An 18,499-nucleotide genomic window follows, 5' to 3' on the forward strand; every position below is an offset into this window, starting at 1 on the left:
GCAAGTTTGGGGCCCAACTACAGCCCCAGACGGGCGCGCTTGTCAGCGAACGACTGTGGAATCAGGCTATTGAGATACCTATTTAGCAATCCCCGATTTGATCTGAAAAATAGTGGCTGGTGCGCAGGAGGGGAAGGCGCCAGCCCGTGCGCTCAGGCTTCGCGCGCGAACGTCACCACATGGTCCATCTGCGCGCGGATGCCTATCCACTCGCCCAGTGCGTGGTCGTGGTGGCTGGGCACGTGGGCCAGCATGGTCTGGCCGCTGGCCAGGCGCAGGGTGTAGAGAAACTCCGAGCCCCGAAACGCCTTGCGCACAATCTGCGCCTTCACGGGGGCGTTGTCGTCGTGAACGATGTCGTCGGCGCGCAGCAGCACATCGCATTCGCCGCCGGGGTAGCTGGACGGCAGCGGGCATTCGGTCAGGTTGGCCAGGTCGCCCAAAGGGGTGCGCACGACCACGCCGCTGGCCTGCTGCTCCAGTGTGGCCGGGGCAAACACGCCGTGGCCGATGAAGTCGGCCACAAAGCGCGTGGCCGGACGGTGGTAGAGCGTGTAGGCATCGTCCCACTGGTGCAGCTGGCCCTGGTTCATGACGCCAATCACGTCGCCGATGGCAAAGGCTTCGAGCTGGTCGTGCGTGACAAACAGCGCCGTGGCGCCCGCCGCCTTGAGGATGCCGCGCACTTCGTGGGCCAGGCGCTCGCGCAAGTCCACGTCCAGGTTGGAGAAGGGCTCGTCCAGCAGCATCAATTGGGGGCGCGGTGCCAGCGCCCGTGCCAGCGCCACGCGCTGCTGCTGGCCACCCGACAGCTCGTGCGGAAAGCGGTTCTGGCTGCCCTCCAGCCCCACCAGTTGCAGTACCTCGGCCACGCGCGCATCCTGTTCGGCGCGCGCCATGCCGTGCAAACCAAAGGCGATGTTGCGGCCCACGCTCAGGTGCGGAAACAGGGCGTAGTCTTGGAACACCATGCCCATGCGGCGCTGCTCGGGCGGCAGGCTGTGTTCTGGGGCGCCCACCAGTTGCTGGTTGAGGTGGATGGAGCCTGCGCTCACGCTCTCCAGGCCGGCCACGCAGCGCAGCAGGGTGGTCTTGCCGCAGCCCGAGGGGCCGATCAGTACGCCGATCTGGCCTGCACGCAGGCCCAGGGTCACGCCGCGCACCGCAGGCTGTGCCTGACCGGCGTAGCGCACTTGGAGTTGGGAGACGGCCAGAAACATGGCTGCCATTGTAGGGCGGGCGAATGCTTAGAATTCGCATTTGCATTGCTGCACCGGCTCTGGCAGCCGTCCGATTCCCCACCGAGCCCGTCATCTTGCACCGACCCTTTGCCGCCCTGCGCACCATTCCCCTGATCTTGCTGGCTGGCCTGCTGGCGCTGCCCGTGTTGGCTTTGCTGGCCGCATGGCTGCCCTGGGGGGACAGCCATGTCCCCACGGGTGCTCTGCTGCGGGAGATGGCGGCCACCGTGCTGCCCGGCTACGTCTGGACAACGCTGTGGCTGGGCCTGTGGGTGGCGGTGGGGGCGGCGGTGGTGGGCACGGCCACGGCGGCGGCCGTGACGTTGTTTGAGTTTCCTGGGCGGCGTGTGTTCGAGTGGCTGTTGCTGCTGCCGCTGGCGATGCCGGCTTACGTCACTGCGTATGCCTATACCGATTTTTTGCAATTCAGCGGGCCGCTACAGGTCGGGCTGCGCGAGGCTTTTGGGCTGGAGGGGCGCCTGCTGCCCGAAGTGCGCAGCCTGTGGGGAGCTGTCTGGGTGTTCACCTTCTCGCTTTACCCGTATGTGTACCTGCTGGCGCGCACAGCGCTGGGCGAGCGCGCCGCACATTTGATGGAGGCCGCGCGTTTGCTGGGGGCGCCTTTGCGCCGTCGCATTGCCACCGTGGCGCTGCCTCTGGCGCGCCCGGCAGTGGCCGCCGGGGTGGCGCTGGCGTTGATGGAAACCCTGGCCGATTTTGGCGTGACCAGCTACTTCGGTATCCAGACCTTCACCACTGGCATCCTCAAAGCCTGGCTGTCCATGGACAACCGTTTGGCCGCTGCCCAGTTGGCCACCATGCTGCTGGCTTTGGTGCTGCTGCTGCTGTGGCTGGAGTACCGTGCCGAGCGGCGCATGCGCTTCACTGCCAAGGGCGTGGGCCACGCGGGCGCCGCTGAGGCCCAGCCCGTAGCGCTGCGGGGCGTGGCACGCGGGCTGGCCTGGAGCATCTGCACCGTGCCGGTGCTCATGGGCTTTGTCGCGCCGGTGGCGTTCATGCTGCGGCCATTGGCTGCCGATTGGTCGGTATTGCCCTGGGAGCGCTTTTTGGAGTGGGCCTGGAACAGTGTGCGCCTGGGCGGCATCACGGCGGGCCTGGCGGTGGCAGTGGCGCTGGCGCTGGCTTTTGCCGTACGCCGCCGCCCCGACGTGCTCACGCGCGGCGTGGTGCAACTGGCTGGCGTAGGTTACGCCGTGCCCGGCGCGGTGATCGTGGTGGGCCTGCTGCTGCCGGTGGGCTGGGTGCAGGAGCAGGCGCCGCACTGGGGCGTGGGCGCGTTGGTGACCACCACGGCGCTGGGCATTGTCTGGGCCTATCTGGTGCGCTTTTGCGCCGTGGCTTTGCAGTCGGTGCAAAGTGGCTATGCGCGCATCCCGGTCAGCCTGGACGACTCGGCACGCATGCTGGGCGCTGGCAGTGTGCGCCTGATGGCGCAGGTGCACTGGCCGCTTTTGCAGCGCTCGACGGCAGCGGCCGCGCTGTTGGTGTTTGTCGATGTCATGAAAGAGTTGCCCGCCACCATGGTGCTGCGCCCCTTCAACAGCGACACCCTGGCCGTGGTGGCCTACCAACTGGCCCGCGATGAGCGGCTGGGCGAGGCTGCCTTGCCCTCGCTGGCGCTGGTGGCCGTTGGTTTGGTGCCGGTGGTGCTGCTCAGTCGCACACTGCGCGCACCGGCCAGTGCATCACAGGCTGCACTGTAAGCCTGCTGCTCCACCAAGGCGCCAACGCGCTCCCTCCAGCGCCCAATGACCGTGCTGGCAGTCGGCTGTACAGAAAGCGCTTGCCTGTCAATCCTGGTGGTCAAAGCTTTGCTGCTTTTTTCTCCGTGAAGATCCCAGTAGATGCATCTCTTAAACTATGGCAGTTGTGTGAAACCTTGACTTGATCCAGAGGATTTGGATTCGCACACGGTAGTGCGCGCCCCTTGTGGATGGGTGCCGATGACATCAACAAGGAGAATGAACGATGCCGCATGCGCACTTGCCGTGCTTGTCCGTGGACGGGTTTGGTGTGGCTTTTGGGCCCAAGGTGGTCTTGTCCGACTTGGAGTTTGGCGTGCCTGCCTTGTCCGTCACCGCTTTGCTGGGCCCGGTGGGCGCTGGTAAATCGTGCCTTTTGCGTTCTCTGGCGGGTCTGAATTTTGCCAACCAGCGCTACCAGGAGCAGGGCCGTGTGCTCTACCAAGGACGCGCACTGGCCGATGGCCACCGCCCCCGGCTGGCCCAGCTCAACGCCCGCGCGATGATGGCCAGCACCCTGGACGCTTTGCTGGAATATGCCCCCCCACGCTGGGCACAGGAGGGGATGTCGCCACGCCAGTGGTGCGGGCAGTATGTCGAGCGCATGGGTTTTCACGAGCTCGAGCAGGCGTTTGACCTCCCCACCATGGAGCTGCCCGCTGTGCAGCAGCGGGCCCTGGCCTTGTTGCGTGAGGCCGTGTGCGAGCCCGCTTTGTTGCTGGTGGACGAGCCCATCACCGATTTGCCCGATTACGAAGCCTATTTGTTGTTGGACCTGCTGCGCATTCTGGCCCGCACTTCTGCAATTTTGCTCACACTCGACAGCCCGCGCCATGTGCAAATGGTGGCGCAGCATGTGGTGGTGCTTGAGCGTGGGCGTGTACAGGAAGTGCGCCCGGTGGAAGATTTTGTGCTCATGCCCCACTCCAGCGCAGGGCAGCACTTCATCGGTACGGGGGGGGCGCCTGCACCGGGTGCCGAAGTGGCGGCGCCGTTAGCCGCAGAGGCCGCATCCACGTTCTGGACTTGTCCTGTCCAGGAAGCGATGGCCGCAGCGGCTGCGCAGGATGCAGCTCCTGGAGCGCAAGGCCCCTCTGGCTTTACCTGGCTGGTGCCGGGGCAACTGGCCGGAACACCTTTGCCGGGCGCCACCCACAGCATCGACCATGACTTGGCCGCTTTGCGGCGCATGGGGGTCACCATGCTCATCACCTTGACCGAAGAAGACCTGCCCCAAGAGCCTTTGCACCGCCATGGCCTGCGTAATTTGCACTTGCCTGTGTATGACCGTGAGTCGCCCACGGTGGCCCAAATCCAGATGCTGCTCAAGCGCATGGAGAACCTCCTGGCCCAAGGCCAGGTGCTGGCCGTGCATTGCTTGGCTGGCATTGGCCGCACCGGTACCGTGCTGGCTGCATGGCTGGTGCGCGCTGGCCTGACTGCCTCCGAGGCACTGCGCCGTGTGCGCCTGCTCGATCCTCAGTATGTGCAAAGCCCGGGGCAGGAAGCCTTTTTGCAGCACTACGAGGAAACGATTCTGAAAAAAATGCTGTAACTACTTGAGAAAGACCACATCCCATGACCCTTGATATCGCCTTGAGCCAAGCCGCCACTACCGTGCCTGAATGCGTCGCCGCAGGCTATGTGGACGTAGCCAGCGGCATGTTGCTATCGATGAAAACCGTGGACTCACACCCCCGGCAAGTGATTGATCTGCTGGCTGCCGCCACGGGTGACTTGTTCAATGGCGAGAGCGTCTCGATCATCGAGCGCATGTTCACCAAGGCGCGTGGTTTGCAAGAAGGCCAGTACCATTATTTTCAGGAAATCATTGTCAACAGCGAGAACCTGATCCACATCTTCCTGCGCGGTAAAAGCAATCCTGATTACGTGGCTGTCTTTGTATGCCGCAAAACCGCCAATCTGGGCATGGCCCTGATCCGTGCGCGTCTGGCCATGCCAGCGCTGGAAGCCGCTTTTTGAGCCCTGCGGGCCATGCGCTTTGCGCATGGGTTCTATGAAAAAGCCCGCCAACTGGTCTGAGTTGGCGGGCTTTGTTTTATCTCGTGGTCGGGGTGAGAAGATTCGAACTTCCGGCCTCTACGTCCCGAACGTAGCGCTCTACCTGGCTAAGCTACACCCCGATACTTTGGTACCGCGAGCCATGCGTTTTCAGGTGCGGCGATCCAAAAGTTGAGCCGCTAATTGTAGCAAATTGGCTGAGTATTCATTGGCTGGCAAGGCGCCCAGGGCGGCAATGGCTCGGCGGGCTTCACTGGCGGCGGCTTCACGCGCTGCCACCAGGGCGCCGGTCTGTCGAACAATGTTGGCGATGGTTTCCAACTGGTCGGTACTGCCGTTCTCAATGGCTTGGCGTACCAGCGCTGCATCGCTGGCCGATGCCCGTTGCATGGCGATGATGAGGGGCAGGGTGGCCTTGCCTTCGCGCAGGTCGTCGCCCAGGTTTTTGCCCAGCTCTGTGGCGTCGCCGTCGTAGTCCAGCACGTCATCAATGATCTGGAAGGCCGTGCCCAGGGCTTGGCCGTAAGTGGCGCAGGCGTCTTCCACATCAGCCGGGCTGCCTGCCAGCACAGCGCCCAGGCGGGCGCTGGCCTCAAACAACTTGGCCGTCTTGGAGCGAATGACCAGCAGGTAGCCTTCTTCATCGAGCGAGGCGTCGTGCATGTTCATCAGCTGCAGTACCTCGCCTTCGGCAATGATGTTGGTGGCTTCGGCCAGGATTTGCATGATGCGCATCTGCCCTGCCTCGACCATCATCTGGAACGCGCGCGAGTACAAAAAGTCGCCAACCAGCACACTGGCGGGGTTGCCAAAAGTTTCGTTGGCCGTAGGACGCCCACGGCGCAAGGTGGAGTCATCCACCACATCGTCGTGCAGCAGCGTGGCCGTGTGGATGAACTCGACCACGGCCGCCAGGGAAAAGCGCAGGGAGTTTTGGTACCCCAGGGCACCACAGACCATCAACAGCAGTGCCGGGCGCAGCCGTTTGCCGCCCGCTGCGATGATGTAGTGCGAGATCTGACCCACCAGTGGTACGCCCGAGGCCAGGCGGCTGGCAATAACCTGATCGACTTCGCGCATGCCGTCGGCGATCAGGGTCAGGGGGGCGGAGGGGCTGGAGGGCCGGGAGGTGGTGGGGGCGGGAGCAGTCAAGATGGTGGTCGCTAGCGGTGTGTCGAATTATAGGAAGCTGTGTGCCGCTGTGACTGCACTGGCGTGCATGCCGGTGCGTTGCTGCAAACGGCTTGAAAGAATTTGTCTGGCTGCTAGAATGCCGGGTTCCGTGAAAATTCTTTCGTGGAAACTCACAACCCAAGAGGTCAACATGTACGCGGTCATAAAAACCGGCGGCAAGCAGTATCGCGTTGCTTCCGGCGAAAAAATTAAAGTAGAACAGATTGCTGCGGACGTAGGCCAGGAAATCGTCATCGACCAGGTTCTGGCCGTCGGAAACGGCGCTGAACTGAAGGTGGGTACGCCCCTGGTGTCCGGCGCTACTGTGAAAGCCACAGTCGTGGCACACGGCAAGCACGACAAAGTGCACATCTTCAAGATGCGCCGTCGCAAGCACTACCAAAAACGCCAAGGTCACCGCCAGCAGTTCACTGAACTGCAAATCGGCGACATCGCTGCTTAATAAGGAGCTTCAGTCATGGCACAGAAAAAAGGCGGCGGCTCTACGCGAAACGGGCGCGATTCCAAGCCCAAAATGCTCGGTGTGAAGGCTTTCGGCGGTGAACTGATCAGCGCTGGCTCCATCATCGTTCGCCAGCGTGGCACCAAGTTCCACCCCGGCGTCAACGTCGGCGTGGGCAAAGACCACACGTTGTTTGCACTGGTCGATGGCCACGTGTCGTTTGCTACCAAGGGCGCTTTGTCCAAGCACACGGTCAACGTGACTGCTGCAGCCTGAGGCGCGAGCGCTTCAGCTGCTTCCTGAGCCCCGCCTGGTCGGGGCTTTGCTTTTTCAGGCACGCGCCCCGCACCGCCGGGGCTTTGTGCTTTTTGGCTGGCGCTGCGCAGGCCCAAGCCGCCGTTTTGTAAACTGGAAACCTTATGAAATTCGTTGACGAAGCCTACATAGACATTGCCGCCGGTGATGGCGGCAATGGTTGCGTGTCGTTCCGGCACGAAAAATACAAGGAATTCGGTGGCCCCAACGGTGGCGATGGGGGGCGAGGTGGGCATGTGTTCGCCGTGGCCGACCCCAATCTGAACACGCTGGTCGATTACCGCTACTCCCGACGCCACGAGGCCAAGCGCGGTGAGCACGGCATGGGGTCAGACATGTTCGGCGCCGCTGGCAGCGACATCACCCTCAAAATGCCCGTGGGCACCATCATTTCCGATGCCGAAACCGGTGAGGTGCTCTACGAGTTGCTCACGCCCGGCGAGGTCATCACCATCGCCAAGGGGGGCGATGGCGGCTTTGGCAACCTGCGCTTCAAGAGCGCCATCAACCGCGCACCCCGCCAGAAAACCCCCGGTTGGCCCGGTGACCGCAAAAGCCTCAAGCTCGAACTCAAGGTGCTGGCCGATGTGGGCCTGCTGGGCATGCCCAACGCAGGCAAATCCACCTTGATTGCCGCCGTGTCGAACGCACGGCCCAAAATTGCCGATTACCCCTTCACCACGCTGCACCCCAACCTGGGCGTGGTGCGCGTAGCACCCGAGCAGAGTTTTGTCATTGCCGACATCCCCGGGCTGATCGAGGGTGCCTCGGAGGGCGCGGGCCTGGGCCACCAGTTCTTGCGCCATCTGCAACGCACACGCTTGCTGCTGCACGTCATCGACATGGCGCCGTTTGATGATGCGGTCGATCCGGTGGCGCAGGCCAAGGCCATCGTCAACGAGCTGAAAAAATACGACAAGGCCCTGTACGACAAGCCGCGCTGGCTGGTGCTGAACAAGCTGGACATGGTGCCCTTGGACGAGCGGGCTGCGCGCGTGGCCGATTTCGTCAAACGCTTCAAGTGGAAGGGCCCGGTGTTCGAGATTTCGGCCCTGACGCGCGAGGGCTGTGAACCGCTGATCCACGCCATTTACCGCCATGTCAAGGCCCAGCAAGTGGCCGAGCAAGCGCCGGTGGAGGAAGTCGATCCGCGCTTTGCCGGCGGCGATCCAGCGTGACGCCTGGCCCGTGCCACGGCTGCCGTGGCACGGTTCGGATTTCCTTGTTTGCTATTTAATTTGTAGCTGCTCGCGCTTGCTACATCAGCGTTAGAAGCCAAAATGACTCAAAACCAAACTTCGGGCGTGTTGCGCGATGCACGCCGCATTGTGGTGAAGGTGGGCTCCAGTCTTGTGACCAACGAAGGCCGCGGTCTGGATGAAACCGCCATCGGTGAATGGAGCCGCCAACTGGCAGCGCTGGTACGCGGCGATGGCGTGGGTGCGCCGCGCGAGGTCATCATGGTCTCCAGCGGCGCCATTGCCGAGGGCATGAAGCGCCTGGGCTGGACGGCACGGCCCAAAGAAATCCATGAGTTGCAGGCCGCCGCAGCGGTGGGGCAAATGGGCTTGGCGCAAATGTACGAAACCAAGTTGCGTGAGCACCGCATGGGCAGCGCCCAGGTGCTGCTCACGCACGCCGACCTGGCCGACCGCGAGCGCTACCTGAACGCGCGCAGCACGCTGCTGACGCTGCTGGGCTTGGGCGTGGTGCCGGTCATCAACGAGAACGACACCGTCGTCAATGATGAAATCAAGTTTGGCGACAACGACACGCTGGGCGCGCTGGTGGCCAACCTCGTGGAGGCCGATGCGCTGGTCATCCTGACCGACCAAAAGGGCCTCTACACCGCCGACCCGCGCCGTGATCCGGCGGCGCAGTTCGTGCATGAAGCCCAGGCGGGCGATGCGGCCCTTGAAGCCATGGCCGGTGGGGCAGGCTCCAGCATTGGCAAGGGCGGCATGATCACCAAAATTCTGGCGGCCAAACGCGCAGCCGGTTCCGGTGCCTCGACGGTGATTGCCTGGGGGCGCGAGCCCGATGTGCTGCTGCGGCTGGCCCAGGGCGAAAGTATCGGCACCCTGCTGGTCGCCCAGACGGCCAAGACGCAAGCGCGCAAACAATGGATGGCTGACCACTTGCAATTGCGTGGTGCCGTGGTGGTGGACGAAGGCGCCGCCGCCAAGCTGCGCCATGAGGGTAAAAGCCTGCTGCCCATTGGTATGACGGCGGTGGAGGGCGAGTTCTCGCGTGGCGATGTGATTGCGGTACGCGACCATGGCGGTGCCGAGATTGCCCGCGGCCTGGCCAACTACGCCAGCGCTGAAGCGCGCTTGCTGTGCCGCAAGCCATCGCCAGAATTTGAAGCATTGCTGGGCTACAGTGCCGAGCCAGAGATGGTGCACCGCGACAATCTGGTGCTGATGGGCGGTTGAACTGCCAGAGCCAAGGCCGTGCGTGGCCTGGGTCTGGCCGTGCATCGGCTGCTCAGGTGGCCGTGTTGTTGCCCGCCGCCGTATCGGAGGGCGCTGACTGCGCTGCCGCCGTGAGGCTGGTTTGCGGATCAGGGTCGAAGCTGGCTCCGGGCGGCAGCTCTATTCCATGGTGGGCCAGCAACGGGCCGTGTCGGTGCAGAAGGCCACCGATGTGTTCGTGGTCGTAATCGCGCCCGCGCATGCCGCTGCGCAGGTAGCGGTTGCGCTGCTCGTGGCGTGGCAGAAAGCGCGCCAGTTCGGTCAGCGCCATTTCATAGACGCCGCGCTTGAACTCCACCACCACATCCAGCGGTACCCAGTAATCGTTCCAGCGCCAAGCGTCGAACTCCGGGTGGTTGGTGGCACGCAGGTTCAAATCCCAGTCGTAGCCGATCAGTTGCAGCAGATACCAAATTTGCTTTTGGCCCTTGTAGTGTCCCCGCGCATCGCGCCGGATGTACCGGTCAGGCACCTCGTAGCGCAACCAGTCCCGGGTTCGGGCCACCACGCGCACGTGGTTGGGCTGTAGCCCCACTTCTTCGTGCAGCTCGCGGAACATGGCCTGTTCGGGGGATTCACCCCGGTCAATGCCACCTTGCGGAAACTGCCAGCTGTGGGTGCGTATGCGTTTGCCCCAGAACACCTGGTTCTTCTGGTTGAGCAGGATGATGCCGACGTTCGGCCGAAAGCCGTCCCGGTCAAGCATAATCAAACCCCAAATTTTTAAACTGAGTCCATTATGCACGGCCCCCTGCGGGCGGCAAGGGAACCTTCCCCTATGGGCCAGACATTGCTCCGATGAAAGCATCCCAGTTCTTTATTTCCACCCTCAAAGAAGCTCCGGCCGATGCCGAAGTGGTCAGCCACCAGCTCATGACCCGTGCCGGGTTGATCAAAAAGCTGGGCGCCGGTATTTACAGTTACATGCCCATGGGCCTGCGGGTGGTGCGCAAGGTCGAAGCCATCGTGCGCGAAGAAATGAACCGCGCCGGTGCCGTGGAGCTGACCATGCCCGTGGTGCAGCCCGCTGAGCTGTGGCAAGAAACCGGCCGCTTCGACAAAATGGGTCCCGAGATGATGCGCATCCGCGACCGCCATGGGCGCGACTTCGTCATCCAGCCTACCAGCGAAGAAGTGGTTACTGACATCGCACGCCAGGAACTGCGCAGCTACAAGCAGCTGCCGAAAAACTTCTACCAGATCCAGACCAAATTCCGCGACGAGCGCCGTCCGCGTTTTGGCCTGATGCGTGGGCGCGAGTTCACCATGAAGGACGCCTACAGTTTTGACCGCGACCAGGCATCGGCCAAGGCCAGCTACCAGGTCATGGCGGGCGCTTACCGCCGCATTTTTGACCGATTTGGCCTCACCTACCGCGCTGTGGCCGCCGACAGCGGCGCCATCGGTGGCGACCTGAGCGAAGAATTCCAGGTGATTGCCGCTACCGGCGAAGACGCCATCGTCTATTGCCCGCACAGCGACTACGCCGCCAACATCGAAAAGGCCGAGGCGCTGGCGCCCACCGGCCCGCGCCCGGCTGCCACGCAGGCCCTGGCCAAAGTGTCCACCCCCGGCCAAAGCACCTGCCCCGACGTGGCTGCGCTGCTGGGTGTGCCGCTGGCCACCACGGTCAAATCGCTGGTGTTGGCCACCGATGAAACCAACGAAGCGGGCGAAATCACCAAGTCGCAGGTCTGGCTGCTGCTGCTGCGCGGCGACCACGACATGAACGAGATCAAAGTGGCCAAGGTGCCTGGGTTGGACAAGGGCTTTCGCTTTGCCACCGTGGCCGAGGTCGAGCAGCACTTTGGCTGCAAGCCCGGCTACCTGGGGCCACTGAACCTGTGCCAGCCGGTCAATTTGGTGGTGGACCGCGACGTGGCCGTCATGGCCGACTGGATTTGCGGCGCCAACGAGCCTGACTTCCACACCACCGGCGTCAACTGGGGCCGCGACCTGCCCGAGCCCACCGTGGTGGCTGACCTGCGCAACGTGGTCGCGGGCGACCTGTCTCCCGATGGCCAGGGCGAGCTGGCCATTGAGCGCGGTATCGAAGTGGGCCATGTGTTCTACCTGGGCACCAAATACAGCCAGGCCATGAATGCCACTTTCCTGGCCGAAGACGGCAAACCCGCTTTCTTTGAAATGGGCTGCTACGGCATCGGCATCACCCGCCTGCCCGCCGCCGCCATCGAGCAAAGCCACGACGAGCGCGGCATCATCTGGCCCGACGCCATTGCGCCGTTCACCGTGGTGCTGTGCCCCATCACGCCCGATCGCTTCCCGGCGGTCAAAGAGGCGGCCGATGCGCTCTACGCCCAATTGCTGGCCGAGGGCATCGACGTGATCCTGGACGACCGTGGCGAGCGCCCTGGCGCTATGTTTGCCGACTGGGAGTTGATTGGCGTGCCCCACCGCATCACCATTGGCGACCGCGGCCTGAAAGAAGGCCAGGTCGAGTACCAGCACCGCCGCGACAGCGCCGCCACCAAAGTCGCTACGGCTGACATTCTGGCCCACCTCAAGGGCCGCCTGGCCGCATGAGCGCCGGGGTGGTTTCGCGGCGCGCCTGCCTGGTGTCGCTGGCGAGCGGGCCTGCCGCCTGGTTGTCGGTGCCCGGCGCTGCCCACGCGGGCAGCCAGCTGGAAGAGCCGCTGATCGACTCGGTGCGCACCGCGCTCAGTTCTGCCGTGGCCAACCAGGCACCGCCCGAGCCCGACTTTCCCACCACCGAAGCGCGCCTGGCCTACCTGCGCTGGCTGGGCACCATGAGCGACCGCCTGCGCCGGCGCAAGCCCGAGTGGCAGGTGCGCCGCGATTTCCTGCAAACCGTCTGGTACGAATCCAAGCGTGCCGGGCTGGATGTGTCGCTGGTGCTGGGCCTGATCCAGGTGGAAAGCGCGTTCCGCAAGTTTGCCGTCTCCAGCGTGGGCGCACGCGGCTATATGCAGGTCATGCCGTTCTGGACGCGCGTGATTGGCGATGGCGACCCGGGCAAGCTGTTTCATATGCAGACCAACCTGCGCTTTGGCTGCGTCATCTTGCGCCACTACCTGGAGCGCGAGCGCGGCGACCTGTTCCTGACCCTGGGGCGTTACAACGGCAGCCGGGGCCGCGCGCCGTACCCCGATGCCGTGTTCGCCGCCCAGCGCAACTGGCTGTTCACCGACACGCGCGCCGGGTAGCGCGGCGGCTTTGGCTGTCCGCTGGGGCTGGTTTGGCCGCAGTGGTTTCGGCCTGGAATGTTGCGATTTTTCAGGCTTTACAGGCCGCCAGCGCTGATGCAGTGGGCGCAAGTAGCTATCAAAATAATAGTTTCTGCATCAGGCGGTGCTGTTGCCCGCTGCGGTTGGGGGGGCGCTGCCAGCGCTGGGCGTGGTGCGCGAGACCATCACCTGGTCGATGCGGTAGCGGTCCACGTCCAGCACCTCGAACTTGTAGCCGCCCCAGACCACGCTGTCGGTGCGCCGGGGCACGCGGCGCAGCATCACCATCAAAAAGCCCGCCAGGGTGTCGTACTGCGCATCGTGGGGCAGCGCGTCCAGGGCCAGGGTGCGCAGCACATCCTCAATGGGCGTCACGCCGTCGATCAGCCACGAATCGGCATCGCGCTGCACGATTTGCTCTTCGTCGTCGGGGCCGACCAGGTCGCCCATCACTGTGCTCATCACGTCGTTGAGGGTGACTACGCCCACCACCAGGCTGTATTCGTTGACGATGACGGCAAAGTCCTCATGCACCTGGCGAAACTGCTCCAGCACCTCGGACAGCGTCAGCCGGTCGGGCACCACCAGCACCTTGCGCACCAGGGTGTCATCCTGCAATGAAATCGGCTGGTTGTTCAGGATGCGCTGGAACAGGTCTTTGGCGTCCACATAGCCCACCACATGGTCGATGTCGCCCTCGCACACGGGGTAGGTCGAGAACGGCTCGGCAGCGATGCGCACGCGGATCACGTCGTCGGGGTCATCGCGCAGGAAGAATGCAATGCGCTCGCGCTGCGACATGGCGCTGCCCACGGTGCGCGTGTCCAGCTCAAACACATTGGTGATGACCTGCTGCTCGCTGGCATCGAGCAGCCCGGCGCGCGTGCCCGCCTCCATCATGGCCAGGATGTCGTCAGAGGTGACGCGCTCATCGCGCAGCGACGACAGGCCCAGCAGGCGAAACAGCGCATCGGCGCAGCGGCTGTAAAACCACACCAGCGGGCGCAAGAGCGCCATGCACAGCGCCATGGGCTGGCTCACGCGCAGGGCCAGGCGCTCGGGTTCGGCCATGCCCAGCCGCTTGGGAAACAGGTCAGAAAACAGGATGAACAGCGACGTGATCACCAGAAACGAGCAGAGAAACCCCGCCGTCTGTGCCGTGGATGGTGCCAGCCACCAGCCAAACAACTGGCTGAAGTGCGGGCTGAGCGCACCTTCGCCCACAATGCCGCCCAGAATGGCCACGGCGTTTTGACCGATCTGCACCACGGTGAAGTAGTCACCCGGCTGCTCTTGCGTGCGCAGCACGCGCGCGGCGCGCACGTCGCCGTCGTCGGCCATCTGGCGCAGGCGCAGGCGGCGCGAGGCGGCCAGGGAGATTTCGGCCACCGAAAAAAAGCCGCTGGCGGCAATCAGGGCAAAGATGAGGAAGGCGTTTTCAAGCATGGCGAGGGGCGCGGAAGGCGTGTGGCGCGCTGGCCTGGTCGGCGGCGGCGCCTGTGGCAGTGTAGCGGTGCAGGTAACGGGCTGCGCTGCCCGGGTTGCGGGCACAAAAAAGCCGCCTGTGCGGCGGCCCGTGCGGTGCGCTGGAGCAGGCCGAAGCTGGTGCTTTATTCCGCAGTGCCCAGCACCTGGCGCAGCTCGCCCGACTCGTACATCTCCATCATGATGTCCGAGCCACCGATGAATTCGCCCTTGACGTAGAGCTGCGGAATGGTGGGCCAGTGGCTGTATTCCTTGATGCCCTGGCGGATGGCGTCGTCTTCAAGCACGTTGACGGTGACGACGGCCTTGGGATCGACGCCGCAGGCTTTCAGGATCTGGATGGCACGGCCCGAGAAGCCGCACTGCGGAAAGCTGGCCGTGCCTTTCATGAACAGCAGCACTTCGCTGGATTTGACGAGGTCGTCGATGCGTTTCTGGGTATCGCTCATGGTGGCTCCAAAAAAAAGGGCCGCAAGGGCCCGGTGGGAATGGGCTGGATTATTTCACTGTCGGCCACTGCCCGCCTGAGCAGCGCGCGATGCCGGCGAGGTCTGTGCGGCTTTGCACCTGCCCGAATCCGGCTGCCGCCAGCAGCGCGCGCACGCGCTCGGCCTGGTCCCAGCCGTGCTCCAGCAGCAGCCAGCCGCCCGGTGGCAAATGGGCCGGGGCTTGCGCGACGATGGCGCGGATATCCTCCAGCCCGTCGGCCCCACTGGCCAGCGCTTGCAGCGGCTCGTGCGTCAGGGCCGCCAGGTGCGGGTCTTGCGCGGCAATGTAGGGCGGGTTGCTGACGATGACATCGAACAGCCCCTCCACGCCTTGCAGCCAGTGGCCGTGCTGAAAGCGCACCGCCAGCCCCAACCGCGTGGCGTTGGCCTGGGCCACGGCCAGGGCGTCGGGGCTGGCGTCCACGGCCAGCACCTGGGCGCCCTGGCGCTGGTGTTGCAGCGCCAGGGCGATGGCGCCGCTGCCGGTGCCCAAATCAAGCAGGCGCGGTGCGGGCAGGGGCGCGATGGTTTCCAGCGCCCAGTCCACCAGGGTTTCGGTGTCGGGGCGGGGGTCGAGCACGCGGGCATCGACGTGCAGCGCCAGGCCGTAAAACGCTTTCACGCCCGTGAGGTAGGCCACCGGCTCGCCCGCAGCGCGGCGCTGGCACAGGGCGCTAAAGCGCGCCAGCGCCTCGGGCGCGATGGCGTCGGTGTCGTGCGCCAGCAGCCAGGCACGGCCCGCATCGGCGCGGCCCAGGGTGTGCAGCAGCAAAAGCTGGGCGTCGATGCGCTCCAGCCCCAGCGTGTGGGCGTGGGCCAGGGCGTGGTTCAGATCGGGCACGGTTTCACTCATGTTTTTATAGCTGCTAGCGCTTTCTGCACAAGGGCTGGAGGCTGATTTGGCTTGCAATTGGCCGCCAGTTAGCTCAACTGTTGGCCCCTTGCTCCAGCTCGGCCAGTTGCTCGGCCTCGCGGGCGTGCGCCATGGCTTGCAGCACTTCGCCCAGATCGCCTTCCATGATGGCCAGCAGCTTGTACAGCGTCAGGTTGATGCGGTGGTCGGTCAGGCGCCCCTGCGGGAAGTTGTAGGTGCGGATGCGGTCTGAGCGGTCGCCGCTGCCGATCAGGCCCTTGCGCTCGGCGGCTTCTTTGGCAGCGCGCTCGCTGCGCTCTTTTTCCTGGATGCGCGCTTGCAGCACTTGCAGCGCCTTGGCCTTGTTGGCGTGCTGGCTGCGCCCGTCCTGGCACTCGGCCACGATGCCGGTGGGCAAATGCACCACGCGCACGGCGGAATCGGTTTTGTTGATGTGCTGGCCCCCGGCGCCGCTGGCGCGGAAGGTGTCGATGCGCAAATCCGCCGGGTTGAGCCGGATGGCCTCGGTTTCATCGGGCTCGGGCATCACGGCCACGGTGCAGGCGCTGGTGTGGATGCGGCCCTGCGTCTCAGTGGCGGGCACGCGCTGCACGCGGTGGCCGCCCGATTCAAAGCGCAGCTGACCATAGGCGTTGTCGCCCACCACGCGCAGCACGATTTCTTTGTAGCCGCCCAGCTCGGACGGGCTCTCGCTGACCACCTCGGTGCGCCAGCCGATGTTGGCGCAATAGCGCAGGTACATGCGCGCCAAGTCGCCCGCAAACAGCGCCGACTCATCGCCGCCGGTGCCCGCGCGGATTTCCAGGAAGGCGTTGCGCGCGTCGTCGGGGTCTTTGGGCAGCAGCAGGCGCTGCAATTCGGCCTCCAGCTGCACCAGATCGGCGCTGGCACTGTCGATTTCTTCCTGCGCCATCTCGGCCATGTCGGGGTCGGCCAGCATGCCTTGCGCGCCTTCCAGGTCGGCGCTGCGCTGGCGCCAGCGGGCGTAGCGCCCGGCAATGGCGGTGACTTCGGCGTGCTCGCGCGAGAGCACGCGGTACTGCGCCATGTCGGCCATGATGTCCTCGCGCGAGAGCAGGAAATCGAGCTCGGCCAGGCGCCGGGCGTAGCGCTCCAACTGGTTCTGGAGAAAAGGTTTCATGCAAATAGGGGTGTTTTTGCTACAAAATTTGTAGCTGTTAGCGCCCGCCCCGTGGGCGCTAGATGGCTTTTTTGCCCTGAGAGCGCAAAAACAGCCGCGAGGCCGTGTGGGCCGTTTGGGCGCGGGCGGTGGGGTCGCTGTTGCGCAGCTCGGCCAGGGTGCCGTGCAGCATTTTTTTGGCCACGCCGCGCGAGAGGGCTTCCAGCACGCTGTCGATGTCTTCGCCGCGCGCCAGGCGCTTTTTGGCGCGGGCGATTTCGGTGGCACGCCAGGCGTCGGTCTGGCGGTGCAACTGGTGGATGAGCGGCACCACGCCGTGCTGCGGGTCGCGCTGCTCCATCCAGTGCATGAAGCTTTGCACGCCCGCGTCGATGATGGCTTCGGCCTGTGCCACGGCGGCCTGGCGGTGGGCCTGCGCGGTTTGCACCACGCTGGCCAGGTCGTCCACGGTGTAGAGGTACACGTCTTCGAGTTGCTTGACTTCGGGCTCAATGTCGCGCGGCACGGCCAAGTCCACCATGAACATGGGGCGGTGGCGGCGTTTTTTCAGGGCGCGCTCGACGGCGCCCAGGCCCACGATGGGCAGGCTGCTGGCGGTGCAGCTGACCACGATGTCAAATTCATGCAGGCGCTCGGGCAGGTCGGCCAGGCGCATGACGGAGCCACCAAAACGGCTGGCGAGCTTTTCGCCGCGCTCCAGCGTGCGGTTGGCAATGGCCAGGCCAGCGGGGTTGCGCGCGGCAAAGTGGGTGGCGCACAGCTCGATCATCTCGCCCGCACCGACAAACAGCACCCGCGTGCGCTCCAGGTCTTCAAACAGCTGGCTGGCCAGGCGCACGGCGGCAGCGGCCATGCTGATGCTGTGCGCGCCGATTTCGGTGCTGGTGCGCACCTCTTTGGCCACGGCAAAGCTGCGCTGGAAGAGTTGGTTGAGCGTGCTGCCCAGGGCGCCTGCGCTTTCGGCGGCGCGCACGGCGTCTTTCATCTGGCCGAGGATTTGCGCCTCGCCCAGCACCATGGAATCGAGCCCGCTGGCGACGCGAAAGGCGTGGCGCGCGACGGGGCCGTTTTCGAGCACGTAGGAGTGCGAGCGCAGCACGTCGGGGCTGACGCCGCCGCTGCGCGCCAGCCAGCCCAGCGTATGGTCGAGGGCCGCTTGCTCACCGGCGCAGTAAATCTCGGTGCGGTTGCAGGTGGAGATGATGGCCGACTCCACGCCGCGCGGGCTGCCCGACTGGTTCAGCGCCTGGCGCAGCCCTTGCAGCGTGGGCGCGATTTGATCCAGCGCGAACGCGAAACGACCGCGCAGGTCGAGGGGCGCGGTGGTGTGGTTGATGCCGAGGGCCCAGACTGCCATATGCCGGATTATAAAATTTGTTGCACCGCCTGCGCCGCAGGCGTCTGTACCCACCTCGAAGGGCATTCTTTTTATGGGCCTTGCGGCTGCTCTGAATCACCTGCTGAACCTGGTGGCGCCGGCTGCGGCGCTGGCGCTGCTGTTGCCATTGTGCGCCCGTATTTTTTGGTCAAAAACGGCTGAAACGCCCGACTGGATTGCGCAAGCAGCTATTAACTTTATAGTGGGCTGCGCGGTGCTGCTGCTGGGGCTGTGGGGGTTTGGCCGCGACGGCAAGATGCTGACTTACACCGCGCTGGTGCTGGCCTGTGCCAGCAGCCAGTGGTGGCTGGTGCGGCCCGCGCGGCGTTGACGGCGTGGCCCCGGCGCTGCGCCAGCGCCGGGCGCGTTTGCCCCTGGCGCGGGTAATGGCAGCCGTGCCAGACGGCGCTTTTGTGCGCTGCACCATGCTAGGATGGCCCGCCAAGCTTCCAAGCCCGGGCGCCTGCAGACGGTGG

Annotated in this window: 18 protein-coding genes and 1 tRNA gene; 10 read left to right on the forward strand and 9 right to left on the reverse strand. The window is 64.6% G+C overall.

Annotated features, from left to right (window positions below):
• Positions 1-152: 152 nt before the first annotated feature.
• Positions 153-1,220, reverse strand: coding sequence for an ABC transporter ATP-binding protein (locus EV674_RS14880; RefSeq protein ID WP_119014651.1), 1,068 nt, complete (start codon positions 1,218-1,220; stop codon positions 153-155).
• Between the two features lie 23 nt (positions 1,221-1,243).
• On the opposite strand from EV674_RS14880, the gene EV674_RS14885 reads away from it, so the two are divergent.
• The 3 genes from EV674_RS14885 (at position 1,244) to EV674_RS14895 (ending at position 4,987) form a co-directional block, all read left to right on the forward strand.
• Positions 1,244-2,965: an ABC transporter permease gene (locus EV674_RS14885; RefSeq protein ID WP_119014629.1), complete on the forward strand. Its 1,722-nt coding sequence runs from the start codon at positions 1,244-1,246 to the stop codon at positions 2,963-2,965.
• Positions 2,966-3,230: 265 nt separating this feature from the next.
• Complete coding sequence (locus EV674_RS14890; RefSeq protein WP_119014630.1) at positions 3,231-4,559, forward strand: phosphatase domain-containing putative toxin; 1,329 nt, start codon at positions 3,231-3,233, stop codon at positions 4,557-4,559.
• Positions 4,560-4,582: 23 nt separating this feature from the next.
• Positions 4,583-4,987, forward strand: a complete 405-nt coding sequence (locus EV674_RS14895; RefSeq protein WP_119014631.1) for a hypothetical protein — start codon at positions 4,583-4,585, stop codon at positions 4,985-4,987.
• 84 nt (positions 4,988-5,071) lie between these two features.
• Here EV674_RS14895 and EV674_RS14900 read toward each other — a convergent pair.
• Positions 5,072-5,148: transfer RNA gene (locus tag EV674_RS14900), tRNA-Pro, on the reverse strand.
• Positions 5,149-5,176: 28 nt separating this feature from the next.
• Positions 5,177-6,106 (reverse strand): polyprenyl synthetase family protein, encoded by a 930-nt coding sequence (locus tag EV674_RS14905; RefSeq protein ID WP_119014652.1) that lies wholly within the window; start codon positions 6,104-6,106, stop codon positions 5,177-5,179.
• Between the two features lie 244 nt (positions 6,107-6,350).
• Between EV674_RS14905 and rplU the strand changes: the two genes are divergently transcribed.
• The 4 genes from rplU to proB all read left to right on the forward strand — a co-directional run bounded on the left by rplU (position 6,351) and on the right by proB (position 9,412).
• Entirely contained in the window at positions 6,351-6,662 is a 312-nt protein-coding gene (gene rplU, locus EV674_RS14910) for a 50S ribosomal protein L21 (protein WP_119014632.1), read from the forward strand.
• Between the two features lie 15 nt (positions 6,663-6,677).
• The gene (rpmA, locus tag EV674_RS14915; protein ID WP_119014633.1) at positions 6,678-6,938 is read left to right on the forward strand and encodes a 50S ribosomal protein L27; all 261 of its coding nucleotides are present in this window, start codon (positions 6,678-6,680) and stop codon (positions 6,936-6,938) included.
• A gap of 143 nt (positions 6,939-7,081) precedes the next feature.
• A complete protein-coding gene (cgtA, locus tag EV674_RS14920) occupies positions 7,082-8,155 on the forward strand; it encodes an Obg family GTPase CgtA (RefSeq protein ID WP_119014634.1) in 1,074 nt (357 codons plus the stop codon).
• A gap of 102 nt (positions 8,156-8,257) precedes the next feature.
• Positions 8,258-9,412, forward strand: coding sequence for a glutamate 5-kinase (gene proB / locus EV674_RS14925; protein WP_119014635.1), 1,155 nt, complete (start codon positions 8,258-8,260; stop codon positions 9,410-9,412).
• Between the two features lie 52 nt (positions 9,413-9,464).
• Here proB and EV674_RS14930 read toward each other — a convergent pair whose 3' ends face one another.
• Positions 9,465-10,157, reverse strand: a complete 693-nt coding sequence (locus tag EV674_RS14930; protein WP_119014636.1) for an RNA pyrophosphohydrolase — start codon at positions 10,155-10,157, stop codon at positions 9,465-9,467.
• A gap of 92 nt (positions 10,158-10,249) precedes the next feature.
• On the opposite strand from EV674_RS14930, the gene EV674_RS14935 reads away from it, so the two are divergent.
• Together EV674_RS14935 and EV674_RS14940 are read left to right on the forward strand one after the other, a co-directional pair.
• Positions 10,250-11,995 carry a proline--tRNA ligase gene (locus tag EV674_RS14935; RefSeq protein ID WP_119014637.1) on the forward strand — a complete coding sequence of 582 codons (1,746 nt, stop codon included), beginning with the start codon at positions 10,250-10,252 and terminating at the stop codon, positions 11,993-11,995.
• On the forward strand, positions 11,992-12,636 hold the full coding sequence (locus tag EV674_RS14940) for a lytic transglycosylase domain-containing protein (RefSeq protein WP_119014638.1): 645 nt from the start codon (positions 11,992-11,994) through the stop codon (positions 12,634-12,636). Before EV674_RS14935 ends, EV674_RS14940 begins: the two co-directional genes overlap by 4 nt.
• Before the next feature lie 138 nt (positions 12,637-12,774).
• On the opposite strand, the gene paeA is transcribed toward EV674_RS14940, so the two are convergent.
• From paeA to hemA, 5 genes are all read right to left on the reverse strand, one after another.
• Positions 12,775-14,103 (reverse strand): polyamine export protein PaeA, encoded by a 1,329-nt coding sequence (gene paeA, locus EV674_RS14945; protein ID WP_119014639.1) that lies wholly within the window; start codon positions 14,101-14,103, stop codon positions 12,775-12,777.
• Between the two features lie 164 nt (positions 14,104-14,267).
• Positions 14,268-14,591: a Grx4 family monothiol glutaredoxin gene (gene grxD, locus EV674_RS14950; protein WP_119014640.1), complete on the reverse strand. Its 324-nt coding sequence runs from the start codon at positions 14,589-14,591 to the stop codon at positions 14,268-14,270.
• A gap of 49 nt (positions 14,592-14,640) precedes the next feature.
• Entirely contained in the window at positions 14,641-15,483 is an 843-nt protein-coding gene (gene prmC, locus EV674_RS14955) for a peptide chain release factor N(5)-glutamine methyltransferase (protein WP_119014641.1), read from the reverse strand.
• A 73-nt stretch (positions 15,484-15,556) separates the two neighbouring features.
• The gene (gene prfA / locus EV674_RS14960) at positions 15,557-16,645 is read right to left on the reverse strand and encodes a peptide chain release factor 1 (RefSeq protein ID WP_119014642.1); all 1,089 of its coding nucleotides are present in this window, start codon (positions 16,643-16,645) and stop codon (positions 15,557-15,559) included.
• A 58-nt stretch (positions 16,646-16,703) separates the two neighbouring features.
• Positions 16,704-18,002, reverse strand: coding sequence for a glutamyl-tRNA reductase (gene hemA / locus EV674_RS14965; protein ID WP_119014643.1), 1,299 nt, complete (start codon positions 18,000-18,002; stop codon positions 16,704-16,706).
• Between hemA and EV674_RS14970 the strand changes: the two genes are divergently transcribed.
• The gene (locus EV674_RS14970; RefSeq protein ID WP_374761700.1) at positions 17,968-18,354 is read left to right on the forward strand and encodes a hypothetical protein; all 387 of its coding nucleotides are present in this window, start codon (positions 17,968-17,970) and stop codon (positions 18,352-18,354) included. The two genes, hemA and EV674_RS14970, sit on opposite strands and share 35 nt — an antisense overlap.
• Positions 18,355-18,499 lie beyond the last annotated feature (145 nt).

The sequence above is a fragment of the Simplicispira metamorpha genome, from assembly GCF_004341365.1.
GTDB lineage: Bacteria > Pseudomonadota > Gammaproteobacteria > Burkholderiales > Burkholderiaceae_C > Simplicispira > Simplicispira metamorpha.

Excerpts from the sequence above, each read along its gene's own strand:
- prfA (WP_119014642.1), bottom strand. The coding sequence starts at position 16,645 with ATGAAACCTTTTCTCCAGAACCAGTTGGAGCGCTACGCCCGGCGCCTG.
- rplU (WP_119014632.1), top strand. The coding sequence starts at position 6,351 with ATGTACGCGGTCATAAAAACCGGCGGCAAGCAGTATCGCGTTGCTTCC.
- EV674_RS14940 (WP_119014638.1), top strand. The coding sequence starts at position 11,992 with ATGAGCGCCGGGGTGGTTTCGCGGCGCGCCTGCCTGGTGTCGCTGGCG.
- grxD (WP_119014640.1), bottom strand. The coding sequence starts at position 14,591 with ATGAGCGATACCCAGAAACGCATCGACGACCTCGTCAAATCCAGCGAA.
- prmC (WP_119014641.1), bottom strand. The coding sequence starts at position 15,483 with ATGAGTGAAACCGTGCCCGATCTGAACCACGCCCTGGCCCACGCCCAC.
- paeA (WP_119014639.1), bottom strand. The coding sequence starts at position 14,103 with ATGCTTGAAAACGCCTTCCTCATCTTTGCCCTGATTGCCGCCAGCGGC.
- EV674_RS14880 (WP_119014651.1), bottom strand. The coding sequence starts at position 1,220 with ATGTTTCTGGCCGTCTCCCAACTCCAAGTGCGCTACGCCGGTCAGGCA.
- EV674_RS14895 (WP_119014631.1), top strand. The coding sequence starts at position 4,583 with ATGACCCTTGATATCGCCTTGAGCCAAGCCGCCACTACCGTGCCTGAA.
- EV674_RS14885 (WP_119014629.1), top strand. The coding sequence starts at position 1,244 with ATGCTTAGAATTCGCATTTGCATTGCTGCACCGGCTCTGGCAGCCGTC.
- EV674_RS14905 (WP_119014652.1), bottom strand. The coding sequence starts at position 6,106 with ATGCGCGAAGTCGATCAGGTTATTGCCAGCCGCCTGGCCTCGGGCGTA.
- hemA (WP_119014643.1), bottom strand. The coding sequence starts at position 18,002 with ATGGCAGTCTGGGCCCTCGGCATCAACCACACCACCGCGCCCCTCGAC.
- EV674_RS14930 (WP_119014636.1), bottom strand. The coding sequence starts at position 10,157 with ATGCTTGACCGGGACGGCTTTCGGCCGAACGTCGGCATCATCCTGCTC.
- cgtA (WP_119014634.1), top strand. The coding sequence starts at position 7,082 with ATGAAATTCGTTGACGAAGCCTACATAGACATTGCCGCCGGTGATGGC.
- EV674_RS14890 (WP_119014630.1), top strand. The coding sequence starts at position 3,231 with ATGCCGCATGCGCACTTGCCGTGCTTGTCCGTGGACGGGTTTGGTGTG.
- EV674_RS14935 (WP_119014637.1), top strand. The coding sequence starts at position 10,250 with ATGAAAGCATCCCAGTTCTTTATTTCCACCCTCAAAGAAGCTCCGGCC.
- proB (WP_119014635.1), top strand. The coding sequence starts at position 8,258 with ATGACTCAAAACCAAACTTCGGGCGTGTTGCGCGATGCACGCCGCATT.
- rpmA (WP_119014633.1), top strand. The coding sequence starts at position 6,678 with ATGGCACAGAAAAAAGGCGGCGGCTCTACGCGAAACGGGCGCGATTCC.